The organism is Enterobacter chuandaensis, from assembly GCF_003594915.1.
Lineage (GTDB): Bacteria > Pseudomonadota > Gammaproteobacteria > Enterobacterales > Enterobacteriaceae > Enterobacter > Enterobacter chuandaensis.
The window spans coordinates 24,516-43,700 of the sequence record NZ_QZCS01000011.1 but is presented as its reverse complement, the minus strand read 5'-3'; the positions used below and the strand labels follow the sequence as shown (position 1 = coordinate 43,700).

Annotated in this window: 18 protein-coding genes; 6 read left to right on the top strand and 12 right to left on the bottom strand. The window is 57.2% G+C overall.

The window, feature by feature from the left end:
- Positions 1-136: 136 nt before the first annotated feature.
- The 3 genes from ftsX to ftsY are packed head-to-tail and all read right to left on the bottom strand — an operon-like array spanning position 137 to position 3,313.
- The gene (gene ftsX, locus D5066_RS16430; RefSeq protein ID WP_119916543.1) at positions 137-1,192 is read right to left on the bottom strand and encodes a permease-like cell division protein FtsX; all 1,056 of its coding nucleotides are present in this window, start codon (positions 1,190-1,192) and stop codon (positions 137-139) included.
- On the bottom strand, positions 1,179-1,850 hold the full coding sequence (gene ftsE, locus D5066_RS16425) for a cell division ATP-binding protein FtsE (RefSeq protein ID WP_080329941.1): 672 nt from the start codon (positions 1,848-1,850) through the stop codon (positions 1,179-1,181). Before ftsE ends, ftsX begins: the two co-directional genes overlap by 14 nt.
- A 2-nt stretch (positions 1,851-1,852) precedes the next feature.
- Positions 1,853-3,313 (bottom strand): signal recognition particle-docking protein FtsY, encoded by a 1,461-nt coding sequence (gene ftsY / locus D5066_RS16420; protein WP_119916542.1) that lies wholly within the window; start codon positions 3,311-3,313, stop codon positions 1,853-1,855.
- Between the two features lie 127 nt (positions 3,314-3,440).
- On the opposite strand from ftsY, the gene rsmD reads away from it, so the two are divergent.
- Positions 3,441-4,043, top strand: coding sequence for a 16S rRNA (guanine(966)-N(2))-methyltransferase (rsmD, locus tag D5066_RS16415; protein WP_080329939.1), 603 nt, complete (start codon positions 3,441-3,443; stop codon positions 4,041-4,043).
- A complete protein-coding gene (locus tag D5066_RS16410) occupies positions 4,027-4,308 on the top strand; it encodes a DUF1145 family protein (protein WP_014882110.1) in 282 nt (93 codons plus the stop codon). Before rsmD ends, D5066_RS16410 begins: the two co-directional genes overlap by 17 nt.
- Positions 4,309-4,368: 60 nt before the next feature.
- Here the strand turns inward: D5066_RS16410 and D5066_RS16405 are convergent, their stop codons facing one another.
- Complete coding sequence (locus D5066_RS16405; protein WP_061099574.1) at positions 4,369-4,725, bottom strand: DUF2500 domain-containing protein; 357 nt, start codon at positions 4,723-4,725, stop codon at positions 4,369-4,371.
- 129 nt (positions 4,726-4,854) lie between these two features.
- Between D5066_RS16405 and D5066_RS16400 the strand changes: the two genes are divergently transcribed.
- Together D5066_RS16400 and zntA are read left to right on the top strand one after the other, a co-directional pair.
- Entirely contained in the window at positions 4,855-5,481 is a 627-nt protein-coding gene (locus tag D5066_RS16400; protein WP_013099145.1) for a lysoplasmalogenase, read from the top strand.
- 76 nt (positions 5,482-5,557) lie between these two features.
- Positions 5,558-7,729, top strand: a complete 2,172-nt coding sequence (gene zntA / locus D5066_RS16395) for a Zn(II)/Cd(II)/Pb(II) translocating P-type ATPase ZntA (RefSeq protein ID WP_119916541.1) — start codon at positions 5,558-5,560, stop codon at positions 7,727-7,729.
- A gap of 92 nt (positions 7,730-7,821) precedes the next feature.
- On the opposite strand, the gene D5066_RS16390 is transcribed toward zntA, so the two are convergent.
- The 8 genes from D5066_RS16390 to malK form a co-directional block, all read right to left on the bottom strand.
- A complete protein-coding gene (locus D5066_RS16390) occupies positions 7,822-9,108 on the bottom strand; it encodes a TRAP transporter large permease (RefSeq protein WP_119916540.1) in 1,287 nt (428 codons plus the stop codon).
- A 10-nt stretch (positions 9,109-9,118) separates the two neighbouring features.
- Entirely contained in the window at positions 9,119-9,628 is a 510-nt protein-coding gene (locus D5066_RS16385; protein ID WP_119916539.1) for a TRAP transporter small permease, read from the bottom strand.
- A gap of 12 nt (positions 9,629-9,640) precedes the next feature.
- A complete protein-coding gene (locus D5066_RS16380; protein ID WP_080329934.1) occupies positions 9,641-10,612 on the bottom strand; it encodes a TRAP transporter substrate-binding protein in 972 nt (323 codons plus the stop codon).
- Between the two features lie 200 nt (positions 10,613-10,812).
- A complete protein-coding gene (ubiA, locus tag D5066_RS16375) occupies positions 10,813-11,682 on the bottom strand; it encodes a 4-hydroxybenzoate octaprenyltransferase (protein ID WP_119916538.1) in 870 nt (289 codons plus the stop codon).
- Between the two features lie 12 nt (positions 11,683-11,694).
- Entirely contained in the window at positions 11,695-12,192 is a 498-nt protein-coding gene (gene ubiC / locus D5066_RS16370) for a chorismate lyase (protein ID WP_119916537.1), read from the bottom strand.
- Positions 12,193-12,372: 180 nt separating this feature from the next.
- The gene (gene malM / locus D5066_RS16365) at positions 12,373-13,326 is read right to left on the bottom strand and encodes a maltose operon protein MalM (protein WP_119916536.1); all 954 of its coding nucleotides are present in this window, start codon (positions 13,324-13,326) and stop codon (positions 12,373-12,375) included.
- 113 nt (positions 13,327-13,439) lie between these two features.
- Positions 13,440-14,777 carry a maltoporin gene (locus D5066_RS16360; protein WP_119916535.1) on the bottom strand — a complete coding sequence of 446 codons (1,338 nt, stop codon included), beginning with the start codon at positions 14,775-14,777 and terminating at the stop codon, positions 13,440-13,442.
- A 71-nt stretch (positions 14,778-14,848) separates the two neighbouring features.
- Complete coding sequence (gene malK, locus D5066_RS16355) at positions 14,849-15,958, bottom strand: maltose/maltodextrin ABC transporter ATP-binding protein MalK (RefSeq protein WP_080329931.1); 1,110 nt, start codon at positions 15,956-15,958, stop codon at positions 14,849-14,851.
- A gap of 370 nt (positions 15,959-16,328) precedes the next feature.
- On the opposite strand from malK, the gene malE reads away from it, so the two are divergent.
- Together malE and malF are read left to right on the top strand one after the other, a co-directional pair.
- Positions 16,329-17,519: a maltose/maltodextrin ABC transporter substrate-binding protein MalE gene (gene malE / locus D5066_RS16350; protein ID WP_119916534.1), complete on the top strand. Its 1,191-nt coding sequence runs from the start codon at positions 16,329-16,331 to the stop codon at positions 17,517-17,519.
- 119 nt (positions 17,520-17,638) lie between these two features.
- On the top strand, positions 17,639-19,183 hold the full coding sequence (gene malF, locus D5066_RS16345; protein WP_119916533.1) for a maltose ABC transporter permease MalF: 1,545 nt from the start codon (positions 17,639-17,641) through the stop codon (positions 19,181-19,183).
- Positions 19,184-19,185 lie beyond the last annotated feature (2 nt).

Genomic DNA, 19,185 nt, shown 5'->3' with positions numbered 1-19,185 from the left:
ACAAGTTCCAGGTGCAACGGTGAATAAATTACGCACAAAATGTGACATGGAGATGATAACAGGGGAAGAGACAACAGGGACGCTTTCCCTGCAGAGCGAACATCTCGGTGCAGGGAAAGATTATATCACGCTTTTATTAGTCGGGAGTAAAGTGGCGTAAATGTTGAACCGTTGCCAGCCATGCGGCCACCCAGCCGATCATTGAGCACACCAGCAGCAACAGCAGGCACTCATCGAAGCCTAAGCCACTGATATCAAACTTAGTTCCGAAAACCTGCGCCACTTCAGTGACGGCAGACGAAAGCCGCATCACCAAAATTTCTGACAATATCAGTGAAAGAAATGCGCCGGAAAAACCGAGCAGTGCGCCACCGTAAAGGAACGGACGCAGGATGAAGCCGTCCGTTGCGCCAATCAGTTTCTGGACGTTGATGGTATCGCGACGGGCGAAGATGCTCAGACGCACGCTGTTACCGATGACGAGGAACACCGCCGCCACCATCAGCACGCCGATCATCGCCGACACGCGTCCCACCAGCCCGGTCAGCGCCGCAAGACGGGCAAACCAGCTGTCGTCCATGCGCACTTCATCAATCCCGTTGATGCGGGTGATGCGGTCGCGCAGGGTATTCAGCGAATCGGTGCCCTGGAAATCCAGTTTCGGGATCACCACCGCCACCGCAGGCAGCGGGTTCTCTTCGAGCATATCCAGCGCGCCGCCAAAGCCTGACCAGTTGCGGAACTCGCCCAGCGCTTCATCGCGCGAGAGATAGTTGACCTTCTCCACGCCCTGCTCGGCCTGAATCTGCCCGACCACCTGCGCCGCCGCGTTATCGTCGAGCGCTTTATCCAGATAAACGGTGATCTGCGGCGACGGGTAATACTGCGACGCTGCCTGGTTGACGTTCTTATAGACCATGTAGCAGACGCTTGGCAGCGTCAGGGAGATGGCAATCACCATCACCGTCAGGAAGGTCGCCAGCGGTTTGCTTTTCAGGTCCTGCAGCGCGCCGTGGAAGGCGTAGCGCACCTGCTCGTTAAAGACGTTGGTCTTGCGGGAGGCCGGCTTCGGCGCCGCTTTCTGGCGCTTAGGCGCATTGCGGTTACCGTCACCGCCGCCCTGCGGCTTACGGAAACGGTCGAACCGGTTCCCGAACTGCCGAATCTGGTTCATTGCATCACGCTTGTTCACCGTGGCCTCCGTGCAAATGCCCGTCGCTCAGGGTCAGCATGCGGTACGAACGACGGGAAATCAGCCCCATGTCGTGCGTTGCCATCAGTACCGTTACCCCTACGCGGTTGAATTCCTCAAACAGACGCAAAATCCCTTCGGACAGGGCATCGTCCAGGTTACCGGTCGGTTCATCCGCCAGCAGCACCGCAGGCTTGTTCACCACCGCGCGGGCGATGCCCACGCGCTGCTGTTCACCGCCGGAGAGCTGGATCGGGAAGTTCTTCGCTTTGTCCAGCAGCCCGACCTTATCCAGCGCCGCAGAGACGCGACGGCGAATATCATCGTAGCTGGCGCCGGCAATAATCAGCGGGATCGCCACGTTATCAAAAACGGTGCGATCCATCAGCAGGTGGTGATCCTGGAAAATCATGCCGATCTGACGACGCAGAAACGGCACTTCGCGGTTTTTCAGGCGGCTAATTTCGTGGCCGCTGAAAAAGATTTTCCCGGCGCTTGGCCGTTCGATCCCACAGATAAGCTTGAGCAGGGTACTTTTCCCCGCGCCGGAATGGCCGGTCAGGAATGCCATCTCGCCTGGCTGCAGGTGGAACGTGACCCCCTGCAGCGCTTGTCTCCCACCGAGATAGGCCTTGCTGACGTGTTCAAAGCGAATCATTGTTAGTCCTCTCGGGCAAATAATGCCTCAATAAAGTCGTCCGCCTTAAACGGACGCAAATCCTCAATACGCTCGCCCACACCGATGTAACGGATAGGAATGCCGAACTGGTCGGCCACGGAGAAGATCACCCCGCCTTTCGCGGTGCCGTCCAGCTTGGTCAGCGCGATCCCCGTCAGTCCTACCGCTTCATGGAACAGCTTCGCCTGACTGATGGCGTTCTGCCCGGTGCTGGCGTCGATAGTCAGCATAATTTCATGCGGTGCATCTTCGTCCAGCTTCTTCATGACGCGGACGATTTTCTTCAGCTCTTCCATCAGGTGCGATTTGTTCTGCAAACGCCCTGCGGTGTCGGCAATCAGCACGTCCACGTTGCGCGACTTCGCCGCCTGAATGGCATCGAAAATCACGGACGCGGAATCCGCGCCGGTGTGCTGAGCAATCACCGGGATGTTGTTGCGCTGGCCCCACACCTGAAGCTGCTCAACCGCTGCCGCACGGAAGGTATCGCCCGCCGCCAGCATCACCGATTTGCCCTGCTGCTCAAACTGGCGCGCCAGCTTGCCGATGGTGGTGGTTTTACCCACGCCGTTCACGCCAACCATCAGAATAACAAATGGCGTTTTGCCTTCAATATTAAGCGGTTCGTCAACTTTTGCGAGAATTTCACCCATCTCGTCTTTCAGCAGGCCGTACAGCGCCTCGGCGTCGCGCAGCTGTTTGCGGCTCGCCCCTTCGGTCAGGTTGGCGATGATCTTACGGGTGGTTTCAACGCCCACGTCCGCAATCAGCAGTTGCTCTTCCAGCTCTTCAAACAGATCGTCGTCGATCTTCTTGCCGCGGAACAGACTGATAAATCCGGAACCTAAGTTTTCTTTGGTTTTAAGCAGGCTGCGCTTCAGGCGCGCGAAGAAACCTTCTTTGGTCGGTTTTTCCTGCTCCTGAACGATCTCTTCTTCGGCCTGCTCTTCCACCGGCACGACGATAACCGCTTCTTCAGCCGCTTCCGCCGCCAGCGCCTGGGCTTCCAGCTCTTCGTCGGTCAGCTCTGGCTCAAGTGCCGCCTCTTCTTCCACCGCCTCAACGATTTCAACGGTTTCCGCTTCAGCCTGCCACTCTTCGGCAGACACCTCTTCGGCGTTGACCTCTTCCGGCAGCGGCAGCTCTTCGTGTTCGAGTACAGCCTGCGGCGCCTCGGTAACGGCTTCGATGACGACAGGTTCTGGCTTCTCGCTCTCCTGAACCTGCTCAGTGACCTCAACCACCTCTTCAGCAAAGGACTCGATCTCTTCTTTGCTGTGGGCAGGCTCTTCCGCTTCGACAACCGCAGCGGTTTCTACAGGCGTTTCAGGCTGTGACTGCTCTTCTACAACCTGTTGTTCTTCGGTTTTCTGTTCTGTTTCTTGCTCTTTTTCACCGAAACCCAACCAGGAAAAGAAGCCACGTTTTTTTTGTTTTGCCATCTGCGACTACACTCCTCGCGGCGCTATATACAGGGAAGCTAAAAAAATGATGAAATAGTCTAACACTTTACTTAATTGACATCACCGCCCGCAATCGTAGGGCAATGGTTAACAGAGCTTTCCTGAGATGAAGAAACCCACCCGCGCCCCGGCCGGTCAAATTCGCATTATCGGCGGCCAGTGGCGAGGCCGGAAATTACCGGTGCCGGATAGCCCCGGTTTACGCCCCACCACCGACCGCGTGCGCGAGACGCTGTTTAACTGGCTCGCCCCGTCAATGGTAGACGCCCGCTGCCTGGACTGCTTCGCCGGAAGCGGCGCATTAGGGCTGGAAGCGCTGTCGCGTTATGCCGCCAGCGCCACGCTGCTGGAGATGGAGCGCGGCGTCGCGCAGACGCTGCAGCAAAATCTGGCGACGCTGAAGGCGACGAATGCAAAAGTCGTGAACACCAATACGCTGAGCTTTCTCGCGCAACCGGGCACGCCGCATACCGTAGTATTTGTCGATCCGCCGTTCCGCAAGGGGCTGCTGGAAGAGACGTTATCCCTGCTGGAGCACAATGGCTGGCTGGCGGATGACGCGCTAATTTATGTAGAAAGCGAAGTGGAAAACGGTTTGCCGCCGGTGCCCGCGCACTGGGATCTGCACCGCGAAAAGGTCGCAGGTCAGGTTGCTTATCGTCTGTATCACCGTCAGGCACAAGGAGGATCCGATGCCGGTACTGATTAACCTGGGACGTTTGCTGATGCTGGGCGTCTGGGCATTTTTGATTTTGAATCTGGTGCACCCGTTCCCGCGCCCGCTGAACATCTTCGTTAACGTGGCGCTGATTTTCACCTCGTTCATGCACGCCCTGCAGATGGTGATGCTGAAAAACGGCCTGCCGAAAGATGGCCCGCCGATGACCGGCTGGCAGCAGCTGCGGGTGTTTATTTTCGGCGTGTTTGAACTGCTGGTGTGGATGAAGAAGTTTAAGGCGCAGGTGAAGAAGTAAGGTGCGGCCTGATGCCCTCACCCTAACCCTCTCCCACGGGGAGAGGGAACCGTTCGTGCATTATTCCGTCCTGAACCCCTCAAACCGCGACCCTTTATAGCTCAGCGTGCCTTTCTCCCCTACCGTCAGTTGGTGGTACTGCTGCGCCTCCAGGCGGAAGGTCATCTCCAGGCCGCCCGTTTCCGGCTTAAAGCTCGCTTCATAGCGCATACCGGATCCCGCAGGCGTCACCTGCTGCTGGCGCGAGCGGCGATCGTTAAGCGGCTTCTCGCGCTTATTTGTCACCACGACGCGCTTTTGCATCAGCGGCGCGGCGTCGTTGTCCGCTTTTTCACGGCGCTGCTGCACGAAGCGAAACGAGGCGGCAATGACGATAATCGCCACCACAATAATGAAAAACAGCGGCATCTTGCTCATTGATAAATCCCATCAGATTATGCGGAATTCAGGATACCTCGCCTTCCCCGTCATTGCCAAACGCCTGCCCGCGTCACTACACTGGATCAGAAACTGATTATTCAGCCTCAACAGTTACAGGGAGTTAATATGCTTTGGTCATTTATCGCTGTCTGTTTTTCCGCATGGCTTTATGTCGATGCGTCCTATCGCGGTCCAGCCTGGCAGCGCTGGTTGTTTAAACCCGTCACGCTGCTGTTGCTTCTGCTGCTCGCCTGGCAGGCCCCGATGTTTAACGCCATCAGCTATCTGGTGCTCGCCGGGCTGTGTGCCTCCCTGATTGGCGATGCCTTAACCCTGCTGCCGCGTCAGCGCCTGCTGTACGCCGTTGGGGCGTTCTTCCTTTCCCATCTGCTGTATACTATCTACTTTGCCAGCCAGATGACGCTCTCCTTCTTCTGGCCGCTGCCGCTGGTGCTGCTGGTGATTGGCGCGCTGCTGATTGCGGTGATCTGGTCGCGCCTGGAAGAGATGCGTCTGCCGGTATGCACGTTTATCGCCATGACGCTGGTGATGGTGTGGCTGGCCGGGGAGCTGTGGTTTTTTCGTCCGACATCTCAGGCTATGTCCGCGTTCTTCGGGGCGGCGTTGCTGTTAATCGGCAATATTGTCTGGCTGGGCAGCCACTATCGCCGCCGCTTCCGCGCCGATAACGCGATTGCGTCCGCCTGCTACTTTGCCGGGCACTTCCTGATCGTGCGTTCATTGTATATCTAAATAACGCTTGACTCTGGAGTCGACTCCAGAGTGTATGCTGCGGTTAATGAGAAAATTATCATTACCGGAGACTGCCATGTCGACTCCAGAAACACCCAGAAAAGTCCCACAATTCTCGGCACTTAAGCTCAGTCCGGTTCCGCCGAAAGACGGCTGCTGCTGCGAGGGCGCGTGCGAAACGCAGGTCAAAGCGCTGCCTGAAAGCGGCAATCACTACAGCTGGATCGTCAACGGCATGGACTGCGCGGCCTGCGCCCGTAAAGTGGAAAATGCGGTGAAACAGGTGCCGGGCGTGAATCACGTTCAGGTGCTGTTCGCCACCGAAAAGCTGCTGGTCAGCGCCGATAATGACGTCAGCAAACAGGTTGAAGCCGCCGTCAGCAAAGCGGGCTATGCCTTGCGCAGCGAAACGGCTCTTGCTGAAAAAACGTCCCCGTTAAAAGAAAACCTGCCCCTTATCACGCTCGTCATCATGATGACCCTGAGCTGGGGGCTGGAGCAGATTAACCACCCGTTCGGCAATCTGGCGTTTATCGCCACCACGCTGGTCGGCCTGTTCCCGATTGCCCGCCAGGCGCTGCGACTGATGAGAAGCGGCAGCTGGTTTGCCATTGAAACGTTGATGAGCGTGGCGGCCATCGGCGCGCTGTTCATTGGCGCGACGGCGGAAGCGGCGATGGTGCTGCTGCTGTTCCTGATCGGCGAACAGCTTGAGGGCTGGGCGGCGAGCCGGGCGCGTAAAGGGGTGAGTGCGCTGATGGCGCTGAAGCCCGAAACCGCCACGCGAGTTAATGAAGGCAAGCGTGAAACGGTCGCCATCAGCACGCTGCGCCCGGGCGACGTGATTGAAGTCGCCGCGGGCGGGCGTTTACCCGCCGATGGTGCGCTGGTTACCGCCACCGCGAGCTTTGACGAAAGTGCCCTGACCGGGGAATCCATTCCCGTGGAGCGTGCGGCAGGCGAAAAAGTCCCTGCCGGTGCCACCAGCGTTGACCGTCTGGTGCAGCTCAAAGTCCTGTCCGAGCCGGGCGACAGCGCCATCGACCGCATCCTCAGGCTGATTGAAGAAGCCGAAGAGCGCCGCGCGCCAGTTGAGCGCTTTATTGACCGCTTTAGCCGGATTTACACCCCCGCCATCATGCTGGTCGCCCTGCTGGTTACCGTGGTGCCACCGCTTTTCTTCGGCGCGCCGTGGGAGGGCTGGATTTACAAAGGGCTGACCCTGCTGCTGATCGGCTGTCCGTGCGCACTGGTGATCTCCACGCCCGCGGCGATTACCTCGGGGCTGGCAGCGGCGGCACGTCGCGGAGCGCTGATTAAGGGCGGCGCGGCGCTGGAACAGCTGAGCCAGGTTCAGCACATCGCCTTCGATAAAACCGGCACGCTGACGGTTGGCAAGCCGCAGGTCACCGGCGTCTATCCGCAGGACATCAGTGAAGACGAACTGCTGATAATGGCCGCCGCCGTTGAGCAGGGTTCAACTCACCCGCTGGCGCAGGCGATAGTGCGTGAAGCGCAGGGGCGCGGGCTGAACATCCCTCCGGCAACCGCCCAACGGGCGCTGGTCGGGTCAGGGATTGAGGCTATCGTCGACGGTAAAAAGGTGCTGATTGTCGCGGCGGACGCGTTCTCTCATCCACAGGTTGAGGCGTTAGAGCAGGCCGGGCAGACGGTCGTTGCCGTGATGCAGGACGGCGTGTCGAAGGGCATGCTGGCAATGCGCGACACTCTGCGCGATGACGCCAGAGACGCCGTAGCGGCGTTGCATCAGCTGGGCGTACAGGGCGTGATCCTCACCGGCGATAACCCGCGCGCCGCGGCTGCGATTGCCGGCGAGCTGGGGCTGGAATTTGAGGCCGGATTGTTGCCAGCGGATAAGGTCAGCGCGGTCACGGAGCTGAACGCACGCGCTCCGCTGGCGATGGTCGGCGACGGGATCAACGATGCACCTGCGATGAAAGCTTCCACCATCGGCATTGCGATGGGCAGCGGAACCGACGTGGCGCTGGAGACGGCGGATGCGGCACTGACGCACAACCGCCTGACCGGCCTGGCGCAGATGATTAGCCTGGCGCGAGCGACGCGGGCCAATATCCGCCAGAACATCGGCATTGCGCTGGGTCTGAAGGGGATTTTCCTCGTGACCACGCTGCTCGGCATGACTGGCCTGTGGCTGGCGGTGCTGGCGGATACGGGGGCGACGGTGCTGGTGACGGCGAACGCGTTGAGGCTGTTGCGCCGTCAGTAAAACGCCCGGTGGCGGCTACGCCTTACCGGGCCTACAACATCTCCGAACCGTAGGCCGGGTAAGGCGTAGCCGCCACCCGGCATAAAACGACATCACTGCATTCCTAACACCCCTGGCAGCCATAATGAGATCGCCGGGATATAGGTCACCATCCCCAGCACGATCAGCAACATACCGTAAAACGGCAGCATCGCTCGCACAACGTGCTCGATCTTCTGTTTGCTCACCGCGCTCGCCACGAACAGCACCGACCCGACCGGCGGGGTGATCAGCCCGATCCCCAGGTTCACCATCATGATCATCCCGAAATGCACCGGGTCGATCCCCAGCGAGTTGGTCACCGGCAGCAGCACCGGTGTCAGGATCAGAATGATCGGTGCCATGTCCATCAGGGTGCCAATCAGCAACAGCATGATGTTGAGGTACATCAGGATCACGTACTTGTTATCGGAGAGCGACGTAAAGAACTCGGTGATGCGCATCGGCAGCTGCATGTAGGTCATCACCGCACCAAACGCCGCCGCAAAGCCAATCAAAATCATCACGATGGTGACGGTTTTGACCGTGCGACACATCAGCTTCGGCAGTTCATTCCACTTGTAGTCGCGGTAGATGAACATGGTGACGAAGAACGCCCACAGGCAGGCCACAGCGGCGGATTCGGTCGCCGTGAATATCCCGGACAAGATCCCACCCAGGATAATCACCACCGTCATCAGCCCCCACAGGGCATCGAGCATGATTTTCAGCGCCTGTTTAAGGGGGATTTTGTCCCCCTTCGGATAGCCGCGCTTGCGGGCGAAGCACAGGCAGAGCGCCATCAAACTCATACCCAACAGCAGACCCGGCAGTACGCCCGCAATAAACAGCGTGGCAATAGAGACCGTGCCCCCCGCCGCCAGGGAGTAAATTACCGAGTTGTGGCTGGGCGGGATCAGAATCGCCTGCACCGACCCGCTCGCCGTGACCGCCGCAGCGTATTCGCGCGGATAGCCCTTCTTCTCCATCTCCGGGATCATCACGCTGCCGATAGACGCCGTGTCCGCCACCGACGATCCGGAAATCGCGCCGAAGAACGTTGAGGCAACAATGTTCACCAGCGACAGCCCGCCGCGAATAAAGCCGACAAACACATAGGCGAAGTTGACCAGCCGTCGGGCAATGCCCCCTTCCGCCATGATCGCTCCGGCGAGGATGAAGAACGGGATCGCCAGCAGGGTAAATTTGTTCACCCCACTGGTGATCTGGATCATCAGCGCCTCCAGCGGTAAATCAATCCATAGCGCACCTGCCACGGCGCTCAGCCCCACGGCAAACGCCACCGGCATCCCCAGCGCCAGCAAAATGGCGAGGGTGAATAACAAAACAAAAGCATCCATCGTTCACCCCTTAACTGTGATTGCCGATCAGCACGACCGGACGGTTTTCCTGTGAGCCAAACAGCAGGCGTTCAAGCACAAACAGGATCAAAATCGCCGACCCGATCGGCAGCGGCAGATAACTTTCGCCGGAGGTCAGGATCGGGAACTCCGCCACCGGTTGCTCCCACAGCTCGACGCACAGCCAGTAGCTGTACCAGCACATCAGGCCGGAGATCAGCAGCATCAGCAGATCCACCACCCGCGCGCACAGCTTTTGCAGCGACGCGGGCAGACGGTCGGTGAGCATATTGACCGCGATATGCGACCCGGCACGGTAGCTCACCGCCGCGCCGATGAAGGTGAACGTCACCATGCAGATAATGGCGATCGGCTCCGGCCAGGATTCGCCGCGATTGAGCACGTAGCGTGAAAAAATGCCGATGGGGATGACAATCGTCATCACCAGCAGCGAAATACCCGCCACAGCCATAGCGAAGAGGTACAGACGGTCCATCCACTTCAGGTAGAGTTCGGACATACGTACTCCGGATTACTGGACGTCAGCAATGGCTTTCATCAGATCCTGATGCTTGTCGCCATACTGGGCGCGCACCGGCTCTGTGGCCTTGATGAAGACTGACTTATCGATGTCGTGGAACTGCACGCCGCCCGCCTTCATTTTCGCCAGCGCCTGGTCGTTATACGCATTCCACAGCTTGCGCTGTTCAAACTGCGCTTCACGGGCCAGGGTCAGAATTTTTTGCTGTTCATCAGCGCTCAGTTTGTCCCATTTCACTTTGGAGTAGAGCAGCATTTCAGGAGTGATAAAGTGGCCGCTGAGGGTGTAGTTTTTGGCAACCGGCATGTAGTTATGGGCGATAAAGGTGGGCGGGTTGTTCTCCGCGCCGTCGATCACGCCGGTCTGCATGCCGCTGTACACCTCGCTAACGCCCATCGCCACCGAGTTCGCCCCCATGTCCTTCAGCGTGGCGAGCGCCACCGGGCTGCCCTGCACGCGGATTTTCTTCCCTTTCAGATCTTCCGGCTTCACGATCGGCTCTTTGGTGATGAGGTTACGGGTACCGGAATCCATCCAGCCGAGGAACACCAGGCGGGATTTCGGGTTCGCGGTCAGCTTGTCGCCGATCTGCTTGCCGATATCCCCGTCGATCACCTTGTGCATGTGGTCCTCATCGCGAAAAACGTACGGCAGCGTGAAGACTTCGATATCCGGCAGGATAGCGGCAACCGGCGCCATGGAGACGCGGATCATGTCAATCGCCCCCATTTGCGCCTGCTCAATCATCTGTTTTTCATCCCCCAGCACGCCGCCCGGGAAGACCTTAATCTCCAGCTTGCCGTCGGTTTGCTGTTTGAGTTTTTCACCCATGTGCTGAACCGCGACCACGTTCGGGTAGCCTTCAGGATGCACATCGGCAGCTTTGATGGTTTGGGCAGAAACGGTGCAGGCAAAAGCAGACAGGCACAGCGCGGCCAGTAACGGCTTGAGGGTCGTTTTCATTGAGTCAGCTCCAGGGTAGTGATGTCAGCGTTAAAACAGTGTTTTATTTTTTTACGCTTAGAAAATAGACTAGCCCGGGAGAAGCGTAGGTGAAGCGCCTCACAAAAGCGCGAATTTATGAAACGATGGTTTAAATTTGTGAGGGCGGTAATGCCGGGTAACGATGCGGTCATACCCGGCTGGGCATGACCGCACGTCAATCAGGAAAAATAGCTCATGACCAGTCCTAAAAACAGCACCAGACCGACATAGTTATTGTTCATAAACGCTTTAAAGCAGGCTTCGCGTTCGCGTTTTGCAATCAGCTTCTGCTGGTAGGCAAACAGCAGTCCTGCTACCAGTATCGACCAGTAAAATTCCCAGTTCAGTCCGTTCAGGCGCGCAATCGCGACCATCAGCGCCAGTACCGCAACCTGCAGAATGCCAATGATAAGTTTGTCCTGGCGTCCAAAGAGAATGGCGGTGGATTTAATGCCAATTTTCAGGTCATCGTCGCGGTCAACCATCGCATATTGCGTGTCATACGCCACGGCCCAGAGGATGTTCGCCAGGAACATCAGCCAGCAGCTAAGCGGTAAGGACTCACTAACTGCCGCAAACGCCATCGGAATTGACCAGCCAAACGCCGCCCCCAGCACCACCTGAGGCAGATGGGTATAGCGCTTCATAAAGGGATAAACCCAGGCCAGTGCGAGCGCCGCGACGGACAGCAGAATCGTCATGGTGTTCAGGGTTAATACCAGCAGGAAAGAGAGCAGCACCAGAACGAGGAACAGCACGCGAGCTTCTTTCCCGGTGACCTGTCCACTGGGTAGCGGGCGATTGGCGGTACGCTTTACGTGGCCGTCAAATTTACGATCGGCATAGTCATTCACCACGCAGCCCGCCGCGCGCATCAGCCAGACGCCGGCAACAAACACGCCCAGGATCCACAGCGGCGGCACGCCCGGCGTGGCCACCCACAGCGCCCATAAGGTCGGCCACAGTAGCAGCAACGCGCCGATGGGTTTATCAGTACGCATTAAGCGGTGATACGCCAGCAGCTTATTCTGCGTCAGGCTCCACTCCATTTTTTCTTCCTCTTAGTACAACGGTGATGCCGGTAAAAATAGCTCCGTCAGGATTAACGGCTTACCGCTCAGGCGAAGGCGGGAACGGCGTCCCCACAGTTCGGCATCACGCCCAATCTCAATGAAATCCCTGGTCAGCTCAGATGAGGTGAAAAGATAACGTCCCAGCGGCGTTTTCCCCAGCCGTTGCAGCGCAAGCTCAGGCCCGGACAGGGTGGATTCGGGTACCACGGTGCGCCCGGCAAGCCAGGGTTCGCCATCGGCACAGAGCAAAATTTCGCGCAGCCAGTAGCGTTCCTCTTGCGGCAATAGCGGCAGCTCGCTGGCGATCTCATCGCCGGAGACAAACCCTTCGTGTATCAGGGTTACCGTGACCGTTTTACCCTGTTGCTCAAAACGTTTGGTCATTGAATCTTCCAGCAGCAACCAGTCCAGCTGCTGCGGATCAAGCGCAGGTATTTGGTCGAAATAGCGCAGCGCACGCAGTTGCGTTAGCGCGGGGTGTGACATGCCAGACTCTCCGATACATAACGTAATGGCATTGTATCGCAGAAACACGGATTGAGGGGGGCCAAACGTTATTTAACGATCACGATCGCAACATGGGCGCAACAGCCTGGCGGATACGAAAAAAAGTGCGCCCACTCAGGCGCACTAAACTACTAACAAATCAGCACTGTGGGGAAACGGTTACCCCTTGCCTTTTACACTGCTGATAAAGGTGGAACGGGCAGTGGTTGAACCTAAACGTTCGGCTTCATCAAGCAGTTTCAGCGCTTTATCAACGTCGCCGCGCTTCACCGCCTGCTTAATGGCGTTGTTGAAGTACTCTTCGGTGTCGTTCAGTACCGGTTCGGCTTTCTTCGCCGGGGCTGGCGCTGCGGTAGCGACCGGTGCGGCTGCCGCGGCAGCTGGGGCGGCGTAAGCAGGTGCAGCCGTGTTGCCCACCGTAACAGGGCCGTTACCGGAGGAGCCAAACAGCGGGCCAACCAGCACGCTGGAACCGCTGTTTGTTTTCACCTTCAGCTTTAACGTTCCGTCGGTGACGTGACGGGCGATCGGGTCTGGAATATCCGGAACCGCGTTACCGGTGCCTTTTGCGTAGGCTTTAGCCGGATCGAGCAGCGTGGTGGTCTTCTGGAGATCCTGCTCGGTGGTAAAGACCAGCACGTAGAGTTTTTGCTGGCCCAGCGCAGGCGTCAGGCGCATGACGCCTTCCAGACGATCTGCGCTCATCACGCCGGGTTCCTGATAGGTAAAGTATTCGCTTGGGAAAAAGGCAGATGGCGTCATGTTCTGATCGAGAATCAGCACGTTAGGCGCAAATACGCTCGTCTGCTTGTTGACTTCACTGGTCAGGGTAATGGCCAGTTCACCGATATTGGCGGGTACGCTATACGCAGCGACCGGGCCGGTAATACCCGGAACATTAAGCGACTGGCCGGCCGTTGAGAGCTGGGTGGTCTGGGTTTTAGACTGATCGACAGGCGTCCAGACAAGCTGTTGCAATGCCGCTGTCGGAATGGCTGGCGCAGATGTTGTGTTTTGCGGAACGAAATTGACGTTAGCGAGCGTTACGGCAGGCGCGCTTGCCAGCAGCCCTGCGGATAAACAAAGGGCAAGGAGAGTTTTGTTCATTTTCATTGTTATCACCTCAAAATGCACAGGTTCAGCGGTAGCCAGGCAATAGCGCGCCGTCCCAAGGATTGAGGGGCTTGCGCCCCTCAGTTTGGTCATTACGTCAGATTAAGACGGGATTACCACCAGATTTCCATCTGGGCGCCGAAGGACCACTCATCGCTGTCGCCGCGGCTGAAGCTTTTCGCAGTGGTATCGCTATAGGCCATGCCTGGGGTGTAACCCGCAACGGAGTTTTTACCGGTTGGCGCATAGCCCCACTTCTCATCCCACTTCGCATAGGTTGCGAATACGCGGATTGCCGGACGTGACCAGATGCTGTCGCCTGCCTGCCACTGCTGGGCCAGGGTAATTTTATACTGGTCGTTGGTTTCGCCGGTTTCCTGGGATTTGACGTTGTCATAACCCACTTCCAGCAGGGTGCTCATGATTGGCGTCCATTTGTACATAGGACGAACGCCCACGGTCCACCATTTCGTACCGTTGTTGTTATCCCAGTTGATATCCTGGTACATACCGACATACATCAGGTCCCAGCTATCGCCCAGGGAGATAGCACCGTGGTCAAGTACGCGCCACAGGTGACCGTTGTTGTTGATGCCGTAGTTGATATCGTCAGTGGTACCGATGTTCGAACCTTGCGACAGACCTTTGCCCTGAGAGGTCATAGAGTCAGTTGCATATTGCAGAACGAACTTGTTGTAGCCTTTCAGCATGCTCTGCGTGTGTTCAGCGGTGAACATCCAGCCATCTTTGGATGCGCCATCGATCAGATGATAATCATCACGTGGGTTTGCGCGACCGTAGTCAACGCCAAGCTCCAGGGTACCGCCCGGGTTAATTTCCATCTGGGCTAAACGGACGTCAAAGACATCGTTCGCCGTGCGGGTGGTGTAATCATAGATGCTGTTGCTGGCGAAGGATGAAGAACCGCCTGCTTCAGAAGAACGGGTTGCAGCCAGAGAGAGCTTACCGAAACCGACGTCAATGTTTTCCAGACCCGCACCAGGACCTGAAATATCCCAGTAGTAGAAGTCGATCATGTGGACGTCGTGACGCTGATAGAAGCGCTTACCGGCCCAGATGGTGGAGCCAGGCAGCCATTCGATCAGGTTTTTACCCTGCACGTTAGCTTCACGGAACGCCGGGTCAGTCGCTTCCCAGTCGTTCTGCTGCGCCACGGAGTACGCTACGTTGGTGTCGAAGTAGAAGCTCTTGTCACCTTCTTTCCACACTTCCTGGCCCAGTTTCAATTCCGCATAGGTTTCACATTCGTTACCAAGACGGTATTTACTTTGAGCACCGGTTGCCTGGAAGCACTGTTGTTCGCCGCCACTACCCGTCCAGCCGATACCGGAACGAGCATAACCATGGAAATCCACGGCCAGTGCCTGAGCAGACATTACGCCCGCTGCGACGGCAACTGCCAGAGGAAGTTTGCGCAGAGTAATCATCATTCTATCTCCTGAGATCATTGCTTTTCTTTGAACACTTCACCTGTCGGTTTCGTGTCTTCTTTTGGGATTGCTTAAACGCCTGGCTCTTTGTGCAGCCGACGACATGCAGTGCCATCCTCACGGAACAGATGGCAACGCTCTGGCGGCAAGCCGATAGCGAATGTGGCACCCTCTTCTACCAACACCACGTCATTCTGGCGGTAGACCAGGTTCTGACGGATGGCGGGGATCTGGATATGAATCTGTGTTTCGTGACCAAGCTGTTCGACGACCTGAACGTCACCTTCCAGGGTCACATCGGCGATGTGGCTCGGCAGCAGATGCTCAGGACGGATACCGAGGGACATATTTGCCCCGACCTGTACGTTGGCGCTGTCGACCGGCAGCCAGACCTGCTGGCGGTTTGGCAGCTCCACCTGTACCTGTTCAATCGCTGTCGCCGTCACTTTGACGGGCAGGAAGTTCATCTTTGGCGAGCCAATGAAGCCCGCAACAAAGCGGTCTGCCGGGTAGTGATAGAGCTCCAGCGGTTTGCCCACCTGCGCCACGCGACCGGCGTCCAGCACCACGATTTTGTCGGCCAGAGTCATCGCTTCGACCTGATCGTGGGTGACGTAAATCATCGTGCGGCCAAGGCGCTTATGCAGACGGGAGATTTCGATACGCATCTGGACGCGCAGGGCGGCATCCAGGTTAGAGAGAGGTTCATCAAGCAGGAACACGCGCGGTTCGGCTACCAGCGTACGGCCAATCGCCACGCGCTGACGCTGACCGCCGGAGAGCGCTTTCGGTTTGCGCTCCAGCAGGTGAGCCAGCTGTAACACTTCCGCGACCTGCGTGACGCGCTGGTTAATGACCTCTTTCTTCGCCCCGGCAAGCTTCAGGCCAAAGGACATGTTCTCGGCAACGGACAGATGGGGATAAAGCGCATAAGACTGGAACACCATGCCTACGCCGCGTTCGGCAGGCGGGATGTCGTTCATTCGGGTATCACCGATCAGCAGGTCGCCGCTGGTGATGGTTTCAAGACCGGCAATCATACGCAGCAGAGTCGATTTACCACAGCCTGATGGGCCGACAAACACTACAAATTCGCCTTCGGTGATGTCCAGATTGATATCTTTCGACACCACTACGTCGCCCCAGGCTTTCGTTACATTACGCAGCTGTACGCTCGCCATGCCCTTCTCCCTTCGTTACAACCTGTCACCGACAGAAACATTCAAGATAAGTTCACTATGGGGTATCCATTACTTTCGTGAATCCTCCACCCCCCGTCTTTTTTATGGGGGAGGAGGCGGGAGGATGAGAGAGCAGGCTCTGCGACCGCATCCGGGGGGCTGAGGCGAAATTCGTGAAGCCGCCTGCAAAATTCGGTGGGTTTTTATGTGCGCCAGCACTCATAACTTAAATTTATGCAACGGAGATCACACAAACGGGGGGTGGGGCGTAGGGGTTGGGAGGATGGAAAGAGGATGTCAAATAAGGAGACTGAGTCACGTTGAACCACCTTATGTATCCACGAGCACATCACCAAAAAGGATGGCAGATATGAATATCAAGACTGGCGCACGCGTTTTCGCATTGTCCGCCCTTGCAGCAATGATGGTTTCCGCCCCAGCGCTCGCCAAAATTGAAGAAGGCAAGCTGGTTATCTGGATTAACGGCGACAAGGGCTATAACGGCCTGGCCGAAGTGGGCAAAAAATTCGAGAAAGACACCGGTATCAAAGTTACCGTAGAACACCCGGACAAACTGGAAGAGAAATTCCCGCAGGTTGCGGCAACCGGCGATGGCCCGGACATTATCTTCTGGGCGCATGACCGTTTCGGCGGTTACGCGCAGTCTGGCCTGCTGGCTGAAGTCACGCCAGACAACGCTTTCCAGGACAAGCTGTTCCCGTTCACCTGGGACGCCGTTCGCTACAACGGCAAGCTGATTGCTTACCCTATCGCGGTTGAAGCCCTGTCTCTGATTTACAACAAAGACCTGGTGCCTAACCCGCCGAAAACCTGGGAAGAGATCCCGAAACTGGATAAAGAGCTGAAGGCGAAAGGTAAATCCGCCCTGATGTTCAACCTGCAAGAGCCGTACTTCACCTGGCCGCTGATTGCTGCCGACGGCGGTTACGCGTTCAAGTTTGAAAACGGCAAATATGACGTGAAAGACGTGGGCGTGGACAACGCGGGCGCGAAAAAAGGCCTGACCTTCCTGGTTGACCTGATTAAGAACAAACACATGAACGCCGATACCGACTACTCCATCGCGGAAGCGGCGTTCAACAAAGGCGAAACCGCGATGACCATCAACGGTCCGTGGGCCTGGACCAATATCGACAAGAGCAAAATCAACTACGGCGTGACGCTGCTGCCAACCTTCAACGGCAAGCCGTCTAAACCGTTCGTGGGCGTGCTGAGCGCGGGCATCAACGCCGCCAGCCCGAACAAAGAGCTGGCGAAAGAGTTCCTGGAAAACTACCTGCTGACCGATCAGGGTCTGGATGAAGTGAACAAGGACAAACCGCTGGGCGCCGTGGCGCTGAAATCCTTCCAGGATCAGCTGGCGAAAGACCCACGCATCGCGGCAACCATGGATAACGCCCAGAAAGGCGAAATCATGCCGAACATCCCACAGATGGCTGCGTTCTGGTACGCCACCCGTACTGCGGTCATCAACGCTGCAAGCGGTCGTCAGACTGTCGATGCCGCGCTGAAGGATGCTCAGGGTCGTATTACTAAGTAAGCAGAAGAACGGCGGGTGGCGCGTACGCCGCCCGCCCTACAACTACGGCACGATCCGTAGGTCAGGTAAGCGCAGCGCCACCTGACGAAAAGTTTCCACCGTTGTAGAGGAAGAACCCCATGGATGTCATTAAAAAGAAGCACTGGTGGCAAAGCGACGCACTGAAGTGGTCAGTGATAGGTCTGCTGTGTCTGCTGGTGGGTTACCTTGTTGTTTTAATGTACGTACAAGGGGAATATCTGTTTGCCATCATGACGCTGATCTTAAGCTCTGCTGGCCTGTATATTTTCGCCAACCGTAAAGCCTATGCCTGGCGTTATGTTTACCCAGGGGTTGCCGGGATGGGGCTTTTTGTTCTCTTCCCGCTGATTTGTACCATCGCCATTGCGTTCACCAACTACAGCAGCACCAACCAGCTCGCGCAGGAGCGCGCCACTCAGGTGCTTCTGGATCGCTCTTATCAGGCGGGTAAAACCTTTAACTTCGGCTTGTATCCTGAGGGCGACGAGTGGAAGTTAGCGCTCACCGACGGAGAGAGCGGCAAAAACTATATTTCAGACGCGTTCAAATTTGGCGGCGAGCAGACGCTGGCCTTAAAAGAGGCTGCGGCCCTGCCGGATGGTGAACGTGCCAACCTGCGAATCATCACCCAGAATCGCCAGGCGCTGACCCAGCTCACCGCCGTGCTGCCCGATGACAGCAAAGTGACCATGAGCTCGCTGCGCCAGTTCTCAGGCACGCAGCCGCTCTATACCCTGGCGGACGACGGCACGCTGACCAACAACCAGAGCGGCGTGAAGTACCGTCCAAATAACGACATTGGGTTCTATCAGTCCATTACTGCCGACGGCAAATGGGGTGATGACAAACTCAGCCCTGGCTATACCGTCACCATCGGCTGGGACAACTTTACCCGCGTGTTTACCGACGAAGGTATCCAGAAACCGTTCTTCGCCATCTTCGTCTGGACGGTGGTCTTCTCGGTGCTGACGGTGATCCTGACCGTGGCCGTGGGCATGGTGCTGGCCTGTCTCGTGCAGTGGGAGTCTCTGAAAGGCAAAGCGATTTACCGCGTGCTGCTGATTCTGCCTTATGCCGTACCGTCGTTTATCTCGATTCTGATTTTCAAAGGGCTGTTTAACCAGAGCTTCGGTGAAATCAACATGATGCTGAGCGCGCTGTTCGGTATCAAACCGGCCTGGTTCAGCGACCCGACCACCGCCCGCTCGATGATTATCATCGTCAACACCTGGCTGGGTTATCCGTACATGATGATCCTGTGCATGGGGCTGCTGAAGGCTATCCCGGACGATCTGTACGAAGCCTCGGCGATGGACGGCGCGGGTCCGTTCCAGAACTTCTTTAAAATTACGCTGCCGCTGCTCATTAAGCCGCTAACGCCGCTGATGATTGCCAGCTTCGCCTTTAACTTTAACAACTTCGTGCTGATTCAGCTGTTGACCAACGGTGGCCCGGACCGTCTCGGCACCACCACGCCGGCAGGCTATACCGACCTGCTCGTGAGCTACACCTACCGTATCGCCTTCGAGGGCGGCGGCGGTCAGGACTTCGGCCTGGCGGCGGCGATTGCCACCCTGATCTTCCTGCTGGTTGGCGCCCTGGCGATTGTTAACCTGAAAGCCACACGTATGAAATTTGACTAAGG

Excerpts from the sequence above, each read along its gene's own strand:
- ftsE (WP_080329941.1), bottom strand. The coding sequence starts at position 1,850 with ATGATTCGCTTTGAACACGTCAGCAAGGCCTATCTCGGTGGGAGACAA.
- ftsY (WP_119916542.1), bottom strand. The coding sequence starts at position 3,313 with ATGGCAAAACAAAAAAAACGTGGCTTCTTTTCCTGGTTGGGTTTCGGT.
- rsmD (WP_080329939.1), top strand. The coding sequence starts at position 3,441 with ATGAAGAAACCCACCCGCGCCCCGGCCGGTCAAATTCGCATTATCGGC.
- D5066_RS16410 (WP_014882110.1), top strand. The coding sequence starts at position 4,027 with ATGCCGGTACTGATTAACCTGGGACGTTTGCTGATGCTGGGCGTCTGG.
- D5066_RS16405 (WP_061099574.1), bottom strand. The coding sequence starts at position 4,725 with ATGAGCAAGATGCCGCTGTTTTTCATTATTGTGGTGGCGATTATCGTC.
- D5066_RS16400 (WP_013099145.1), top strand. The coding sequence starts at position 4,855 with ATGCTTTGGTCATTTATCGCTGTCTGTTTTTCCGCATGGCTTTATGTC.
- zntA (WP_119916541.1), top strand. The coding sequence starts at position 5,558 with ATGTCGACTCCAGAAACACCCAGAAAAGTCCCACAATTCTCGGCACTT.
- D5066_RS16390 (WP_119916540.1), bottom strand. The coding sequence starts at position 9,108 with ATGGATGCTTTTGTTTTGTTATTCACCCTCGCCATTTTGCTGGCGCTG.
- D5066_RS16385 (WP_119916539.1), bottom strand. The coding sequence starts at position 9,628 with ATGTCCGAACTCTACCTGAAGTGGATGGACCGTCTGTACCTCTTCGCT.
- D5066_RS16380 (WP_080329934.1), bottom strand. The coding sequence starts at position 10,612 with ATGAAAACGACCCTCAAGCCGTTACTGGCCGCGCTGTGCCTGTCTGCT.
- ubiA (WP_119916538.1), bottom strand. The coding sequence starts at position 11,682 with ATGGAGTGGAGCCTGACGCAGAATAAGCTGCTGGCGTATCACCGCTTA.
- ubiC (WP_119916537.1), bottom strand. The coding sequence starts at position 12,192 with ATGTCACACCCCGCGCTAACGCAACTGCGTGCGCTGCGCTATTTCGAC.
- malM (WP_119916536.1), bottom strand. The coding sequence starts at position 13,326 with ATGAAAATGAACAAAACTCTCCTTGCCCTTTGTTTATCCGCAGGGCTG.
- D5066_RS16360 (WP_119916535.1), bottom strand. The coding sequence starts at position 14,777 with ATGATGATTACTCTGCGCAAACTTCCTCTGGCAGTTGCCGTCGCAGCG.
- malK (WP_080329931.1), bottom strand. The coding sequence starts at position 15,958 with ATGGCGAGCGTACAGCTGCGTAATGTAACGAAAGCCTGGGGCGACGTA.
- malE (WP_119916534.1), top strand. The coding sequence starts at position 16,329 with ATGAATATCAAGACTGGCGCACGCGTTTTCGCATTGTCCGCCCTTGCA.
- malF (WP_119916533.1), top strand. The coding sequence starts at position 17,639 with ATGGATGTCATTAAAAAGAAGCACTGGTGGCAAAGCGACGCACTGAAG.